The organism is uncultured Sneathiella sp. (assembly GCF_963973085.1).
Taxonomy (GTDB): domain Bacteria; phylum Pseudomonadota; class Alphaproteobacteria; order Sneathiellales; family Sneathiellaceae; genus Sneathiella.
The window spans coordinates 520,415-535,634 of the sequence record NZ_CAXAXA010000003.1 but is presented as its reverse complement, the minus strand read 5'-3'; the positions used below and the strand labels follow the sequence as shown (position 1 = coordinate 535,634).

The 15,220-nt window shown below is 51.5% G+C and carries 15 protein-coding genes; 11 read left to right on the top strand and 4 right to left on the bottom strand.

Annotated features, from left to right (window positions below; genetic code table 11):
- Positions 1 to 7 precede the first annotated feature (7 nt).
- Genes fliG through AACZ19_RS10455 form a run of 9 tightly spaced genes read left to right on the top strand, consistent with a single transcriptional unit; the run spans position 8 to position 10,205 of the window.
- Positions 8 to 1,021, top strand: coding sequence for a flagellar motor switch protein FliG (fliG, locus tag AACZ19_RS10495; protein WP_339633665.1), 1,014 nt, complete (start codon positions 8 to 10; stop codon positions 1,019 to 1,021).
- Between the two features lie 13 nt (positions 1,022 to 1,034).
- Positions 1,035 to 1,721, top strand: a complete 687-nt coding sequence (locus AACZ19_RS10490) for a hypothetical protein (RefSeq protein ID WP_339633663.1) — start codon at positions 1,035 to 1,037, stop codon at positions 1,719 to 1,721.
- Between the two features lie 11 nt (positions 1,722 to 1,732).
- Entirely contained in the window at positions 1,733 to 2,122 is a 390-nt protein-coding gene (fliN, locus tag AACZ19_RS10485; protein WP_339633661.1) for a flagellar motor switch protein FliN, read from the top strand.
- A gap of 15 nt (positions 2,123 to 2,137) precedes the next feature.
- Entirely contained in the window at positions 2,138 to 2,914 is a 777-nt protein-coding gene (locus AACZ19_RS10480) for a MotA/TolQ/ExbB proton channel family protein (protein ID WP_339633658.1), read from the top strand.
- 20 nt (positions 2,915 to 2,934) lie between these two features.
- Entirely contained in the window at positions 2,935 to 4,302 is a 1,368-nt protein-coding gene (locus tag AACZ19_RS10475) for a sigma-54 dependent transcriptional regulator (protein ID WP_339633656.1), read from the top strand.
- Between the two features lie 49 nt (positions 4,303 to 4,351).
- Positions 4,352 to 6,466 (top strand): flagellar biosynthesis protein FlhA, encoded by a 2,115-nt coding sequence (gene flhA / locus AACZ19_RS10470; RefSeq protein ID WP_339633654.1) that lies wholly within the window; start codon positions 4,352 to 4,354, stop codon positions 6,464 to 6,466.
- A gap of 12 nt (positions 6,467 to 6,478) precedes the next feature.
- Positions 6,479 to 7,591 (top strand): hypothetical protein, encoded by a 1,113-nt coding sequence (locus AACZ19_RS10465; RefSeq protein WP_339633652.1) that lies wholly within the window; start codon positions 6,479 to 6,481, stop codon positions 7,589 to 7,591.
- Entirely contained in the window at positions 7,588 to 8,397 is an 810-nt protein-coding gene (locus tag AACZ19_RS10460; protein WP_339633650.1) for a MinD/ParA family protein, read from the top strand. Before AACZ19_RS10465 ends, AACZ19_RS10460 begins: the two co-directional genes overlap by 4 nt.
- A gap of 17 nt (positions 8,398 to 8,414) precedes the next feature.
- The gene (locus AACZ19_RS10455) at positions 8,415 to 10,205 is read left to right on the top strand and encodes a hypothetical protein (RefSeq protein ID WP_339633648.1); all 1,791 of its coding nucleotides are present in this window, start codon (positions 8,415 to 8,417) and stop codon (positions 10,203 to 10,205) included.
- On the opposite strand, the gene AACZ19_RS10450 is transcribed toward AACZ19_RS10455, so the two are convergent.
- Positions 10,189 to 10,542, bottom strand: coding sequence for an MmcQ/YjbR family DNA-binding protein (locus AACZ19_RS10450; protein ID WP_339633646.1), 354 nt, complete (start codon positions 10,540 to 10,542; stop codon positions 10,189 to 10,191). The two genes, AACZ19_RS10455 and AACZ19_RS10450, sit on opposite strands and share 17 nt — an antisense overlap.
- A gap of 133 nt (positions 10,543 to 10,675) precedes the next feature.
- Between AACZ19_RS10450 and AACZ19_RS10445 the strand changes: the two genes are divergently transcribed.
- On the top strand, positions 10,676 to 11,581 hold the full coding sequence (locus tag AACZ19_RS10445) for a rhodanese-related sulfurtransferase (RefSeq protein ID WP_339633644.1): 906 nt from the start codon (positions 10,676 to 10,678) through the stop codon (positions 11,579 to 11,581).
- A 13-nt stretch (positions 11,582 to 11,594) separates the two neighbouring features.
- Here AACZ19_RS10445 and AACZ19_RS10440 read toward each other — a convergent pair whose 3' ends face one another.
- From AACZ19_RS10440 to fliI, 3 genes are all read right to left on the bottom strand, one after another.
- The gene (locus AACZ19_RS10440) at positions 11,595 to 12,419 is read right to left on the bottom strand and encodes an isocitrate lyase/phosphoenolpyruvate mutase family protein (protein WP_339633742.1); all 825 of its coding nucleotides are present in this window, start codon (positions 12,417 to 12,419) and stop codon (positions 11,595 to 11,597) included.
- A gap of 107 nt (positions 12,420 to 12,526) precedes the next feature.
- Positions 12,527 to 12,949, bottom strand: a complete 423-nt coding sequence (locus AACZ19_RS10435; protein WP_339633641.1) for a hypothetical protein — start codon at positions 12,947 to 12,949, stop codon at positions 12,527 to 12,529.
- A 34-nt stretch (positions 12,950 to 12,983) separates the two neighbouring features.
- Positions 12,984 to 14,315 carry a flagellar protein export ATPase FliI gene (fliI, locus tag AACZ19_RS10430; RefSeq protein WP_339633638.1) on the bottom strand — a complete coding sequence of 444 codons (1,332 nt, stop codon included), beginning with the start codon at positions 14,313 to 14,315 and terminating at the stop codon, positions 12,984 to 12,986.
- A 187-nt stretch (positions 14,316 to 14,502) separates the two neighbouring features.
- Here fliI and AACZ19_RS10425 point away from each other — a divergent pair, with 187 nt between their 5' ends.
- Positions 14,503 to 15,204: a response regulator transcription factor gene (locus AACZ19_RS10425; RefSeq protein ID WP_293960570.1), complete on the top strand. Its 702-nt coding sequence runs from the start codon at positions 14,503 to 14,505 to the stop codon at positions 15,202 to 15,204.
- Positions 15,205 to 15,220 lie beyond the last annotated feature (16 nt).

Below are 15,220 nucleotides of genomic sequence, written 5' to 3'. Positions count from 1 at the left end.
TCATTTCATGATAATTAGCGATTCAAAACATTTGAACGGGCCGGACAAGGCCGCTGTAATGATGCTGGCCCTTGGTGACGATCATACCAAGGAACTCTGGACCCGCCTTGATGAAGAGGAAATCAAGGAAATTTCTCAGGCAATGTCCAATCTCGGCTCGGTTTCCTCAGATGTCATGGAGGCCTTGTTCGTTGAATTTGCGAGCAAGATTTCCTCAACTGGAAATATTGTCGGCAGCTATGAAGCAACGGAGCGTCTTCTCATGAAGGCACTCGCTGGCGATAAGGTTGAAGGCATCATGGAAGAAATCCGCGGGCCTGCTGGCCGGACGATGTGGGATAAGCTTGCCAATGTTAATGAACAGGTGCTGGCGAACTACTTGAAAAATGAATATCCGCAAACCGTCGCCGTAGTCATGAGCAAAATCAATCCCGGCCATGCCGCCAAGGTGCTTTCCACCCTGCCAGAGGATTTCTCCCTGGAAGTGGTCAACCGGATGTTGCAGATGGAATCTGTGCAAAAGGAAGTCCTCGACAAAATCGAAGATACCCTGCGTAGCGAATTTATGAGCAATCTTGCAAAAACCAACAAGCGGGACAGCCATGAAATGATGGCCGAGATTTTTAACAACTTCGATCGCAACACAGAAGGGCGCTTTATTTCAGCGCTGGAAGAGCGCAATCGCGACTCCGCCGAGAAAATCAAGGCTCTGATGTTTACCTTTGAAGACCTGCTCAAGCTTGATCCGGCGGGTGTGCAAACGCTGCTTCGCAATGTCGACAAGGAACGTCTGGGTATCTGCCTGAAGGGAGCTTCGGAAAGCCTGCGGGATCTGTTCTTTACGAATATGTCTGAAAGGGCCGCGAAAATTCTCCGTGAAGATATGGAAGCGATGGGCCCAGTGCGTCTCAAAGACGTAGACGAAGCACAAATGGAAATCGTCAATATCGCCAAGGAGCTCGCGGATAGCGGCGAAATCATGCTTGCCGATAGCGGCGGCGACGACGAACTAATTTATTAGGATACAAGCAACCATGAGTTCTGCTTCCAGATTTCTGTTCGATACCGAGTTCGGCGCGAGTACCACGCCGAAAAAGGCTGAATCCCAGCCTGTCGTAAGTGAAAAGCCGGTATACACGGAAAGCGATGTTACTGCATTGAAGGCGGAAGCCTTCGAGAACGGAGTACTTCAAGGTCAAGGGCAATCCCTGAAAGGCGTCGAATCCGCAATCAATGATACAATTATCGAGATCAATAGTCAGTTGGGTCAGCTTCTAGAAAACCACGAAATCAGAGTAGCCGGCGTGAAGCAGGATGCCGCAAATCTGGCTCTGGTAATTGCATCTAAACTTGCGCCAGCCCTCATAGAGCTTGCCCCTGAAGCAGAGGTCCGCAAACTGATTGAGGAAAGCCTGGTGGATCTTCAGGACGAGCCAAGGATTGTTGTCCGGGCAAGCGAAACAACCTGCCAGAATATATCAGGCAAGATCGAGGAAATTACCCTGGCAACGGGGTTTCAGGGGAAACTGATCCTGCTTCCGGATGACACCAAACATGGCGGCGACTGTCGGATCGAATGGGCCGACGGCGGAACCGAACGCCGACTTGAAGATATTCAGCAACGTCTGGAAAACGCAATCAATCGCTTTATCCGGTCAACCGGAACAGCAAATCATGAAGATAATAGTTATTCAGATCAGCCGACAGCTGATCAGTTTTAAGGAGTAAGAACGTGGCAGATGATGAAGAGCTCGATCTTGAGGATTTAGGCAGAACCCCGGCGCCCGATCAGGAAATGACAGTCCCGGATGACACCGACGCGAACGCCATGGCGGATAGTTTTGAAGCCGAAGACGATACGGAAATCGCACGAACAGCATCGGATCTCGAGGCTGTCTTCGACATACCCGTACATGTCACCGCAGTTCTCGGAAAATCGCGCATGCGTGTCAGCCAGCTCCTGAAATTGGGACGTGGCGCTGTCATTGAACTCGACCGCAAGGTTGGTGAGGCCATCGATATATATGTAAACAACCGGCTGGTTGCCCGCGGCGAAGTCGTCGTTGTGGAAGATCGCCTCGGCGTCACCATGACGGAAATCATCAAGGCTGATCGCCGCTAGTAAACGGGTAGTACTGTGAATAAAATTGATTTTGCAACAGTTTTCGGCTTGTTTGGCAGCTTTACGCTGGTGACCGGAGCTGTTCTGCTCGGCGGATCGATCGGCTCATTCTTCAATTTGCCGTCAGTTCTGCTCGTGCTGGGCGGAACCTTTCTCGTCACGACGATCAGCTTTTCCCTGTCTGACATCATTCGCGCCCAGAAACTGGTTTTCAATGCCCTGTTCACGCGTACGGTAACGCCGAACTATGCAGCCTACTCCATGCTGGATCTCGCCGATAAATGCCGCGGGAAAGGCGTGCTGCATCTGCAGAACCACCTTCAATCCCTTCATGATGACAGCTTCCAGCGCAAAGCACTTCAGTTGGTCGTTGACGGACTGCCTGTAGAAGAGGTTAATCGTATCCTGCAAAATGATCTCAATGGTATGATCCAGCGCCATAATTCAGGCTCGAGCGTTTTGCGAAAAGCCGCAGAGGTCGCACCCGCCATGGGCCTGATCGGGACATTGGTGGGTCTGGTTCAAATGCTCGGGAATCTTGATGATCCGTCCAGTATCGGGCCGGCAATGGCTGTTGCACTGCTCACCACTTTTTACGGCGCTGTGCTCGCCAACATGTTTTTTAATCCACTGGCATCAAAACTGGAAAGAAGTTCCGCCGAGGAAGTACTGCTGAACCGTGTGTTCATGCTCGGCGCCGCGTCAATTGGACGACAGGAAAATCCCCGCCGTCTTGAAATGTTGTTAAACACCCTGCTGCCGCCCGCAAATCGCGTGCAGTACTATAGTTAAGTTCTTAGGAGAGTAGTTCGATGAGGTTGCTAATTATTGGTTCACTGAATGGTCAAATTGGTGCTGCCAGCCAGATCGCGATATCGCGTGGCGCCAAGGTGAGCCAGGTGGATGATATCGAAATGGCAATGGCCTCCCTTCGCGCGGGCAAGGGTGCCGATATGGCCATGATCGATGTTAATCTTCCGATCAAGAATCTGGTCTCCATGCTGTCCAGCGAGCGGATCAACCTTCCGGTTATCGCTTGTGGCGTTAATGCAGATGCCACTGCCGCCGCCAATGCCATACGAGCCGGAGCCAAGGAATTTTTACCACTGCCACCGGATCCTGAACTCATTGCCGCCGTTCTGGAGGCTGTGTCGCAGGAAAATAACCGGCTTGTTTTTGCTGATCCGATGATGAAAGACGTCGTCGCACTTGCTGAGCAGATTGCTCCTTCCTCCGCGTCTGTTCTGATCAATGGTGAAACAGGGACAGGTAAGGAAGTCATGGCAAGCTACCTGCATTCACACAGCAACCGTGCGGATAAGCCCTTCGTTTGTGTTAACTGCGCGGCAATTCCGGAAAACCTTCTGGAGTCGGAGCTTTTCGGCCATGAAAAAGGAGCCTTTACCGGCGCGATTGCCCGCCGTATCGGCAAGTTTGAAGAAGCCAATGGCGGCACGCTTCTTCTCGATGAAATAAGCGAGATGGATATCCAGCTACAAGCCAAGCTGCTTCGCGCCATCCAGGAAAGATTGATTGATCGTGTTGGCGGAACAAAGCCTGTTCCTGTCGATATCCGGATTATCGCAACATCCAACCGCGATCTTGCCGAAGCCGTTGCGGAAAAAACCTTTCGTGAAGATTTGTTGTTCCGCCTGAATGTCGTAACGCTTAAAATTCCCCCACTTCGGCAGCGCCCTGTCGACATCGATGTCCTTTCACGTCATTTTGCCAAAAAATATTCTGAATCCAATGGTCTCACCGAGCGGCACATAGACGAAGGTGCCTTGGCAAAGCTTAAGGAAAACCCCTGGAAAGGTAATGTACGCGAGCTGGAAAATACGATCCATCGCGCTGTGCTGCTCTGTCGAGGAGATACGATTACCGATGAAGCAATTCTGATGCCGGACGGCAGCGCAACACCGGCAAATTCCTCGGATGCCGGAGCAGCTAGTGCCAGCACGATGACGGGCGATAATGGCCTTGTCGGACGGAAAGTTGCTGATGTCGAGAAAGATCTGATACTGAACACTCTGGATCATTGTTTCGGTAACCGTACTCATGCAGCGAATATCCTAGGGATTTCAATTCGTACCTTGCGCAACAAGCTGAAAATCTACTCCGATGGCGGCGTAAATGTACCCTCTGCCGGCAGTGAGCAGCGATACCCGGTTCGGGCATGATTGACCGCCGTTGTCCTAAAAATTTAATGCTCTGGAAAGTGCCTAGTAAATGAGTGACCCCCAAACAACGGCAGCTCCCCAAACGGGTAGCAACGATTTTATAAAACGTATTGTACAAGTTGTCGGCCGAAGCGATATTGGCCTCGCGCTTGGGGTCGTCTGTATCCTGATCGTGCTTATCCTGCCGATGCCGAGCTGGCTCCTGGATTTCAGTCTGGCAATCTCGATCACCTTTTCCGTGGTGATCCTGATGACCTGCCTGTTTATCTCCAAGCCACTTGATTTCAGCTCTTTTCCAACGGTTCTGCTGATAGCAACGATGTTGCGGCTGGCGCTTAACTTAGCATCAACCCGGCTTATACTATCGGAAGGGCATACCGGACCCGATGCCGCTGGCCACGTCATAGAAGCCTTTGGCAGCTTTGTCATGGGCGGTAATTTCGTTATTGGTATTATCGTCTTTTCTATTCTGGTTCTGGTAAACTTTATCGTCATTACAAAAGGTTCCGGACGGATCGCCGAAGTTGCTGCCCGCTTCTCTCTTGATGCCATGCCAGGTAAGCAAATGGCGATTGACGCCGACCTTTCCGCAGGCATGATCAATGAAGATACCGCCCGTCAAAGGCGCAAGGATCTAGAGGATGAAAGCGGTTTCTTCGGCGCCATGGACGGTGCTTCCAAATTCGTTCGCGGAGATGCCATCGCCGGTCTGTTGATTACCTTTATCAATGTTATCGGCGGTATCATTATTGGCGTCGCACAGGAAGGCATGTCCTTCGCGGCAGCGGCGGACAGCTACACCTTGCTCACCGTCGGTGATGGTCTGGTCAGCCAGGTGCCAGCTCTAATCGTATCCATCGCCGCTGGCCTGCTGGTCTCACGCGGCGGTGTCGTCGGCACGACCGACAAGGCCCTGCTCGGGCAGCTCGGCGGCTATCCCCGCGCCCTTGGTGTCAGCTCCTTCCTATTGGTCGGCCTTTCATTGCTCCCCGGCGTGCCCATGGTGCCGTTTCTTATTCTTGCGGGTGGCATTGGATATTCGGCCTTTGTCCTCAACCGCAGACAGGTCGTCAAGGCTGTTGAGGAAGAACAGCTGATGCTTGAAAGCAAGAAGGCGGCCGTTCCGGCGGAAGAGCCTATTGCCGCTGCTCTCGCAATTGATGATCTCCGCCTTGAGCTTGGCTATGGCTTGCTCTCCCTGATCAACGATAAAGAAGGCTATCGCCTGACCGATCAGATCAAGGCACTGCGCCGCCAGATTGCCAGCGAGATGGGCTTTGTCATGCCAAGTGTGCGCATTCTCGACAATATGCAGCTGCCCGCCAATAACTATCTCGTGCGCGTCAAAGAAGTTGAAGCAGGAGCCGGGGATGTCCGTCCAAACAATCTCCTGATCATGGACCCACAAGGTCAGACAATCGATCTGCCAGGTGAGGAAACGGTCGAGCCGACATTCGGTCTGCCCGCCGTCTGGGTGGATAGTGGGCAACGGGAGGAGGCCTCCTTCCGTGGGTATACGATTGTCGATCCAGCAACCGTCATCACAACCCATCTGACTGAAATTCTGAAAGACCATATGCCAGACCTTCTGTCTTATGCTGAGACACAGAAGCTGCTCGATGACTTACCATCTGCCAATCAAAAGCTGATTGCAGACCTTATCCCAAGTCACATATCCGTAAGCGGTGTGCAACGAATTTTGCAGAACCTTCTTGCAGAGCGGGTTTCTATTCGCGATTTGCCCACCATTCTGGAAGGAATCTCGGAAGCAACCGGATATTCACAGAACATCAATATCATCACTGAACATGTCCGCGCCCGACTCGCCCGGCAGATTTCAGCAACGAATATGGCCGAGGACGGATATATTCCGCTCATCACCCTGACACCGCAATGGGAGCAAAACTTCGCAAATGCTATCATCGGTCAGGGGGATGATCGTCAGCTTTCCATGGCGCCCAGTCAGCTTCAGGAATTCATCGCGCGGGTGCGTGAAGTATTCGATACTTTGGCAAGTCAGGGACACAATCCAGTCATGCTGACAAGTCCGGCGATCCGCCCCTATGTACGCTCTATCGTAGAGCGCTTCCGCCCGACAACCGTTGTCATGTCGCAGAACGAGATCCACCCCAAGGCGCGCTTGAAAACGCTTGCGCAGGTATAGGGGGTAGAGTAGATGCGAATTAAGACCTACACAGCCCCCACCATGGAGAAGGCGATTAATCAGCTTCGCCTGGAAATGGGGCCGGAGGCAATCATCCTGTCCAGCCAGAATCTGAAAACCGGAGAGGTTCAGTTGACGGCAGCCGTTGAGCAATTGGAAGCCCCCGTCCCTTCAAACGCAAATAGCTGGGCATCGGAATGGGACAAGGACTGGAAAGTCGAAGCAACTCCCACGGTTCCGCAAAAACCGGGCATCGAAGTAAAAGAGGAAACTGCAGCAGCGTCTCCGCCTACGGAAATCTCACCGGCGGCACACAACACCAAGATTACGCCAAAAATGGAATTACTGGTTCAATCCATGGCGTTTCACGGTATCCCGACGCAACTGGCCGAAAAACTTTGTCGTATGGCGCTATCGGTCAAGACTGACAATACCACAATGGCGCTCGCTGCTGCGCTGGATACACATTTCAATTACTCATCCCGGATCTCAGGGCGGAAAGCGCCGCTAATGCTTGTCGGCCCGCCCGGCGTCGGAAAAACCGCCACAATCGCCAAATTTGCCGCCGCCGCGAAAATGGATGGCCGCACAGTACAACTTGTCACCACCGACACCCGGCGCGCAGGGGCCATAGAGCAACTTCAAGCCTATACCGACATTCTGGAATTCGACCTTGGTATTGCGGAATCCGCCGACGAACTCAAAACCATCGTGCAGCGAAAAATGCAGGATCCGAGCGCGGACATCCTGATAGATACGGGCGGGGTCAACGCCCATGACGAAGATGAAGTCACAAATCTGACCAAATATATCATCGCCGCCAAAGCGGAACCCGTTGTCGTTCTGGCCGCTGGAACCGATACGGCAGAAATGAGCGACACAGCAGAAGCCTTTTCTTCACTTGGTGCTCGGCGGATGATTGTAACCCGGCTTGATACGACACGTCGTTATGGCGGCATTTTCACAGCCGCCCATACGGCAAAACTCAGCTTTTCATATGCCAGCGTATCTTCATCCGTTGCAAACGGCCTGCATATTATAAATCCGGTAAATCTGGCCCGGCTTCTGCTCAGAGACCCGACCCACACTGAAGTCGGCAAAGAATTTGACAAGGTAAAACCATGATCCAGACTGAAAGCCCCCGCCGTAACCGGCCATCGATACATCCGGCAACGCAACCTGCTGGCAATAACCTGATCACCGTTGCCTCTGGTAAGGGCGGAGTTGGCAAAACTATTTTGGCGGTCAGCCTCACCCACGCCTTGGCAAAAACTGGAAAGAAAGTTCTCCTGTTCGATGGAGATGTGGGACTTGCCAATGTGGACATTCAACTCGGGATCATGCCGGAAAAGGATCTCGCTACTGTCGTTACTGGTGAAATGGAATTAAAGGACGCGATTTTTAATTACGCAGAAGGCGGTTTCGATCTTCTCGCCGGGCGATCAGGTTCCGGTTCACTTGGTACCATGTCAGTCGGTCAGCTGCAAAAAATCCGTCTGGACCTCTCCGGACTGAGTAATAGCTACGACTTTATCATCCTCGATCTCGGCGCAGGTATTGATGAGGCTGTCCGAACATTATCTGGAGGCGCAGGCCCCAAACTGGTGGTCACAACCGGGGATCCGACCTCTCTCACTGACGCCTATGCCTATATCAAAGTAACCTCCCAGACAACGCCGGACGCAGACTTGCGCATTCTCGTAAACATGGTCAAATCCGAATCCGAGGGGCAGAAGGTATATGAAAAACTCCTCACTGCCTGCCGGAATTTCCTAAAAATTGAACCGCCGCTCGCCGGTATTATCGAAACAGACGAAAAGGTGTCAAATGCGATCCGCGCGCAGGCGGGCCTCATGACACGCTATCCAACCAGCCGCGCCGCAAACGCTATCGATAACCTGGCTCGCTATCTCATCAAGGGAGCTGCATAATTACGCAGTTATAGAAAATGAGTGGTATTCGCTCACCTTCCGGCGTTTCGTCGGGTGTTACAGGAAGTTCCAAGTCTCCTGCGTCCGGCCAAGGGCCAGTCAGCGCTACGACCCCGCCTACCCCGACGGGAGGTGAGCGCGGCCTGCCCACAACTAATCCGCAACCAACAACGATTGCGACCGCTGAGGCCACGTTGGTCAATGCCATCGTTACGGCTAAATCATCGAATGAGAATATCATCCTGCATACCGAGCTTGGCAATTTCCGTATTACAACGCCAACCTCCCTGACTGTGGGGAGCCATATCTCCTTCGAAGTGATGAAGGTCGAGGAAGTAATACTGGCAAGATTACTGAACGTAAACGGCAAGGTACTATCCCCACCGCTTGATGTGCGATTGTTGCCGACAATAGAAAAACCGCTATCCGGCGCTGAAGGTTATATAAAAGTCGGTCAACTTCATCCGCTTGAATTAAAGGCCGGGCTACAAACACTGGCAACGCCGATACCCATAGTGAAGGGGGAAGTCCCCCTTCCGCCAACATCGCCCCCCGCGAAACTCTCAACCGCTCCGGCGCCGCCGGTAAATGGGCCAATCGCGGCGGTGGCGCCGAATAATGCCGCTACAATACAGAATGAGGCCGCCTCCCGCATCAATCCGCAGGGGTTTAACGTTTATCAGCGATATCACAGTCCATCCTTAACGGCCTCAACCAGGCCAGTGGGAGAGCCACTTGCCTCTGCAAATCTGCCGACCACAAATCAATTGCCAGTGGTCGAGGCAGATGTCGTTCGTCAGCGCGCTCCCGTAACGGTCGAAACATCAAAGAGCACGCAAGTCTTTACGGAGGGTGACAAAGTCAATCTGATCATCCGTCCGCAAAAAGGGACAACTCCCTTGACACCACGTCCCGGAATTATGCAGGGGACGGTTGTTGCTCTGGCCAATGCGCCGAACTCCGGAGGCCTCGCCAAGGTAACCATGCAAACCCCTCTCGGGACGCTCTCTTACAACACGACAACTCCCCCTGTGATGGGAACAAATGTACAGTTTGCGCTCGCTGATGAGATTAATATATTCCCGTTACCCGGAACAGACGTCCAGCAATCCAGCGCGCGTATGCCGAAACTAAACGCGATGGGTGACTGGAGTAATTTGCGCGAGGCGATAAACCAGATTGCACGTCAGGATCCGATTGTCGCCCAGACCATAATCAGTCAGGTTATCCCACAAGCAAACTCACAGCTTTCAAGCAGCCTGCTGTTTTTCATGGCAGCCCTTAACCTGGGGTCCGTCGAGAAATGGCTTGGGCAGGATTTTATTCAGGCCATGAAGGCGGCAGGGCGAACACCATTGCTACAGGCACTGGAGGAAGATTTCGCCACCTTTTCCCGTTTACAATCCGATAATGGCGGCCAGGATTGGAAAAGTCTGAATTTCCCGTTTTTCGATGGAAACAATCTACGGCAGATCCGTATGTTCCATCGACGTCACAAAAATCCGGAGGGGGTTGATGGAGAGGCTGAAACCACGCGCTTTTTGATAGAGCTTAACCTGACAACATCCGGGCCTCTACAATTGGATGGCCTGTTCAAGAACCGAATATTTGACCTGGCCGTCCGCAGTCACAAGGATGTAAAAGAGGAAATGCGGCAGCACATTGGCAAGCTGTTTAGCGAGCATATGGAAATTTCAGGGTTGAACGGACAATTGACCTTCAAAACTCTCACCCCGTTCCCGATCGATCCGCTAAAGGAATGGGAAGAAAGTGCAGAGACGCGAGCAGGCTCTAAATTCCCAGCTTAGCGCGCACTGCCTTCGTCAGCTTGGCCTTGATAATCGAATAAGCTTTTTCAATATATGCCTTGATATCGTCTTCCGTCATGGCGTCCTTTAAAACCAGTTGAACCCATTTGGCCCGGGCCAGATAGGGAGCAGGAACAATTCCTTCCTGCTCACTAAGAATGGCGTAAGTAAGGTCACTGCACTTAAAACTGATCTTCTCTGTCTCCCCCGGCCCCCAATGCGAGCAAATAGCAAAAATCTTACCGCCGACTTTCCAGACCGAGGCGTTCCCCCATTGCACAACATTTTCAACCGCGGGGAGCGATGCACAAAAATCATCAAAATCTGTTCTATTCACTAAACTTTTCTCCCCGTCGGTAATTCACAGCAACTTCAGAATAACGAACTTTATAGCATGAAATTTCGATCTTGATCGAATAGCTGCGCTGCGTCATATTCCCGCCCAAGACCGGACCGAATAGGAAAACGAAATGTACGTCATTGTGGCGCTATATAAGTTTGTGGCACTGCCAGACTTTGAGAAATTGCAGCAAGAGTTGCTATCTCTTTGCCGTGAAAATAACATTAAGGGCACTCTCCTACTGGCTGAAGAGGGTATTAACGGGACGGTATCCGGCACGCGCGGGACAATAGACGCCCTTCTCGCTTACCTGAAAGCCGATCCGAGATTCGATGGCCTGCAGCATAAGGAATCGATAAATGAAACCCAGCCTTTTTACCGGATGAAGGTTCGCCTTAAAAAAGAGATTGTGACTCTTGGCGCGCCCGGCCTCGATCCACGAGAGGCTGTCGGCACCTATGTCAAACCGAAAGATTGGAATAATTTGATCAGCAACCCTGACGTTCTCCTTATCGATACACGCAATGACTATGAAGTCGAGGTGGGAACGTTCAAGGGGGCGCTCAACCCGGAAACGAAAACTTTCCGGGACTTCAAGAAGTTCGTTGAAGAAAAACTCGATCCCGTCCGCGATAAAAAGGTCGCGATGTTCTGCACGGGGGGAATCCGCTGCGAAAAATCCACATCGTATCTTTTATCGAAAGGGTTTGAAGATGTCTTCCATCTTGAAGGTGGCATCCTCCAGTATCTGGAAGATGTCCCAAAAGCGGAAAGCAACTGGCAAGGAGAATGTTTCGTTTTTGACCAGCGGGTAACCGTTAATCATGATCTTCAAAAAGGATCCTATGATCAATGCTATGCTTGCCGCTATCCGATCACAGAGAAAGACAAGGAATCCCCGCTCTACCTTGAGGGTGTTTCCTGTCCCCGTTGCCATGATAGTCTGAGCGAGGACCAGAAAAAGCGCTTTTCTGATCGCCAAAAACAGATCGAACTAGCGAAGACGCGAAACGAGAGCCATATAGGCAGCAAATAACCAGCACAAAATTTTACGATACCGACTTGATCAATTTTCCAAGCGAGGCGAACGAGGCGGCAGACTTAAAGGATGCAAAAGACCCCGTATCATGAATTTCTACCGCTGCATCAATCATTGCGCCATAAGCGACACGGGCAAGAGCGGACCCGGCACTGATCCGGCGAACACCCGCTTTCTCCAGCTCCGCGACCGTAACACCCGGCAAACCGATACCGGCTACGACATTCACAGGTCGCGAAACAGAACGGCAAACTTCCGATATGGTTTCAAGGTCAGGCAATCCCGGCGCATATAGAACATCCGCCCCGACAGCTTCATACCCCCTGAGCCGTGCCAGGGTATCGTCAAAATCCTGTCTTCCGAAAAGGTAATTCTCAGCGCGGGCTGTCAGCATAAAAGGGCGGTCAAGCTTCGCAACAGCTTCCGCTGCTGCCGCAATCCGCTCAATAGCGAGCGAGCGATCATAAATCGGATTATCCCGGTCATTGGTTGTATCCTCAATCGTACAGCCCGCAAGTCCAATTTCCGCCGCGAGGCGAACCGTTTCTGCAACCGTTTCAGGCGCATCGCCATACCCGTTTTCAAGGTCTGCACTTACTGGCAGCGGGGTCGCCGCAATAATCTCGGCGGCATGATCCAGCGCTTCCTGTCGGCTGATTTCACCGATTGAATCCGCCTTACCGGACGAAAATGCGAAACCCGCACTTGTCGTCGCCAAAGCCTCAAACCCCAGGGCAGCAAGCATCTTTGCGGATCCCACATCCCATGGATTAGGGAGAACGAACGCTTTGTCGCGTTGGTGAAGGGCCTTAAATTTTTCAGCTTTTTCCCACACGTTCACTGCCCCCGCCTATATGTTCATGATATGTTCGATACCATTAATTCACTGGTTGATTCAAGAAAAATAGAAGCAGATATATGTGCAGGCAAGCGCTCGGTTGGTTACAGGGGAGCGGATTTACGACGATGCAATTCGATGGCCATATCATCAATAGCCGTCTGCTCAGCGCGATCCCGTGAATATTTTTCCCGGGTCATTCGGGCCTCAAGCGCGATTTCGTACTTTTTGAGTTCCTGAAAGCATTCCGCCACCTCTTCATTTAACGCGGCGATTTTATCCTCTACATCTTTTATGCTAATGTAGATATTCTCCCTCTGTATTTTTGCCGCCGCCGCGTAGCTTGCGAAAGCAAAACCCAGTTCGGGGTCCTTGTCGGCAATTTCGATCTCTTGCTGCAGTTCTTCGTCCAGCTTATGAAGCCGCGCCAAAAAGCCTTCTCGCATTTCTTCAAAATCTGCGAGTTCACGACGTTTTTCGTCCAGCTTCCATTTATGAACCCGGATCAGATTTTGTAAGCTTTTCATGCTGTCATAGCCATCAAGGTTTCAAGCGAAAAAATTAGGCGGATTCAAGTTCTATTTGCTGTTCCAAGATTGCGGAAAGAGCCGCGTAGCATTCCGCCAGGCTCGACCGTTCTTTCTTGTTCTGGCTCATAAAGTCTTCAAGCAATGGGAAAAAATGGATGGCCTCATCCACCTGTGGATCGGTGCCCTGCCTATAAGCTCCAAGCCGGATCATTTCCGCCATGTCCTCATAAGTAGAGAGATATTGCCTGGCCTTCGAGATAAGAATGTTTTCGTCTTCACTGTTACATCCGGGCATGGTTCGGGAAATGGACTTGAGAACATTGATTGCCGGATAACGACCGCGTTCAGCTATCTGCCGTTCCATGACGATATGGCCATCCAGGATACCCCGAACAGCATCGGCCACCGGTTCATTATGATCATCGCCCTCCACGAGGACGGTAAAAAGGCCGGTTATGCTCCCTTTTCCTGCACCTGGCCCTGCCCTCTCCAGCAACTTCGGCAGTTCACTGAAAACCGTTGGTGTATAACCCTTGCTGGTCGGGGGCTCACCGCCAGAAAGGCCAATGTCCCGCTGTGCCATGGCAAAGCGTGTAACACTATCCATGAGGCAGAGTACGTCGCGCTCCTGATCACGGAAATATTCCGCCAGGGATAAGGTCAGATAGGCAGCCTGCCGTCGCATAAGCGCGGATTCATCGGAGGTGGCCACAACAACAATACTTCGTTTCAAACCTTCTTCCCCAAGGTCGTCTTTTATGAATTCCTGTACCTCACGGCCCCGTTCCCCAATAAGGCCGATCACATTAATATCCGCCGCCGTATTCCGGGCAAGCATGGAGAAGAGTACGGACTTACCGACACCGGAACCGGCAAAAATTCCCATCCTTTGCCCACGACAGCAGGTAACAAAGGTATTCAATGCCCTCACGCCTAAGTCGATTTTTTCGCCAACACGCTGACGCGCATGAGCAGGAGGGGGTGTATTCCGAAAAGGGACTGCAGCACTTCCTGCACTTAAAGGAGGTCCACCATCAATGGGCTCTCCCATGGCATTCACGACGCGGCCAAGCCAGCTTTCATTCGGGAAAACGACAGGATCACGTTCTGCAATCTCTGCCTTGCAACCGATACCAACGCCTTCCAGCGCAGCAAAGGGCATAAGCAACGCGCGGTCATTTCGAAACCCGACAACTTCGCATTTTACACTTCCACCATCGCGGGACCGCAGGTTAACCCGACTTCCAATACTCAGACGTCTTTGGATCCCTCCTATTTCAACCAATAGCCCCTGGATCGCAGCAACACGACCGTAAAATTGAGACGTAGGAACTCTGCTGATTTCGGAAATGATATTTTGCACTAAGGACGCTCCGGGTTTTCAGTTTTATGCATCTGACTTCGATCTGTGCAAACCATTCTGACTTATACCTTTTAAAGTTTCGTAAATGCTGTTTACTCGGGTTAACAAAGATAGTTAATTTTTATCTTTTATTTTAACTATTTGTTAAGTTAAGTTATTAATAATAGTTGCGTACAGGAGGTGATTTATGCGGGTATTATTGATTGAAGACGATAGCTCAATGGCACGCGGCATTGAATTGATGCTGAGTGCGGAGGGCCTTAATGTTTACACAACCGACCTCGGTGAAGAAGGGGTCGATCTCGGTAAACTCTATGATTACGACATTATTATCCTGGATTTGGGCCTGCCTGATATGTCTGGCTATGAAGTCCTCAAAAAACTTCGGACAGCCAAGGTCTCAACCCCCATTCTGATATTGTCCGGCATGTCCGAACCCGACGACAAAGTTAAGGGTTTGGGGTTTGGCGCGGATGACTACCTAACCAAGCCTTTTAACAAAGATGAACTTGTCGCGCGCATCCATGCGATTGTCCGGCGCTCCAAGGGGCACGCCCAATCGACAATCCAGACAGGCAAGCTCACGGTCAATCTGGATTCAAAATCCGTCGAAGTCAGTGGCCAGCGACTGCATCTTACCGGCAAGGAATACGGCATGCTGGAATTGTTGAGCCTGCGAAAAGGCACAACATTGACAAAAGAAATGTTCCTCAACCATCTTTACGGTGGCATGGACGAGCCGGAACTTAAAATCATCGACGTCTTTGTTTGCAAGCTGCGCAAGAAGCTGGCGGCCGCTACCAACGGAGACAATTACATTGAAACAGTCTGGGGCCGGGGCTACGTCCTGCGGGATCCTGACGAAAATGTGCAAGCCAAGGCAAGCTAATCCAATTCATTAGATA

Coding starts and splice junctions, on each gene's coding strand:
- fliG (WP_339633665.1), top strand. CDS start 8: ATGATAATTAGCGATTCAAAACATTTGAACGGGCCGGACAAGGCCGCT.
- AACZ19_RS10490 (WP_339633663.1), top strand. CDS start 1,035: ATGAGTTCTGCTTCCAGATTTCTGTTCGATACCGAGTTCGGCGCGAGT.
- AACZ19_RS10475 (WP_339633656.1), top strand. CDS start 2,935: ATGAGGTTGCTAATTATTGGTTCACTGAATGGTCAAATTGGTGCTGCC.
- flhA (WP_339633654.1), top strand. CDS start 4,352: ATGAGTGACCCCCAAACAACGGCAGCTCCCCAAACGGGTAGCAACGAT.
- AACZ19_RS10465 (WP_339633652.1), top strand. CDS start 6,479: ATGCGAATTAAGACCTACACAGCCCCCACCATGGAGAAGGCGATTAAT.
- AACZ19_RS10460 (WP_339633650.1), top strand. CDS start 7,588: ATGATCCAGACTGAAAGCCCCCGCCGTAACCGGCCATCGATACATCCG.
- AACZ19_RS10455 (WP_339633648.1), top strand. CDS start 8,415: ATGAGTGGTATTCGCTCACCTTCCGGCGTTTCGTCGGGTGTTACAGGA.
- AACZ19_RS10445 (WP_339633644.1), top strand. CDS start 10,676: ATGTACGTCATTGTGGCGCTATATAAGTTTGTGGCACTGCCAGACTTT.
- AACZ19_RS10435 (WP_339633641.1), bottom strand. CDS start 12,949: ATGAAAAGCTTACAAAATCTGATCCGGGTTCATAAATGGAAGCTGGAC.
- AACZ19_RS10425 (WP_293960570.1), top strand. CDS start 14,503: ATGCGGGTATTATTGATTGAAGACGATAGCTCAATGGCACGCGGCATT.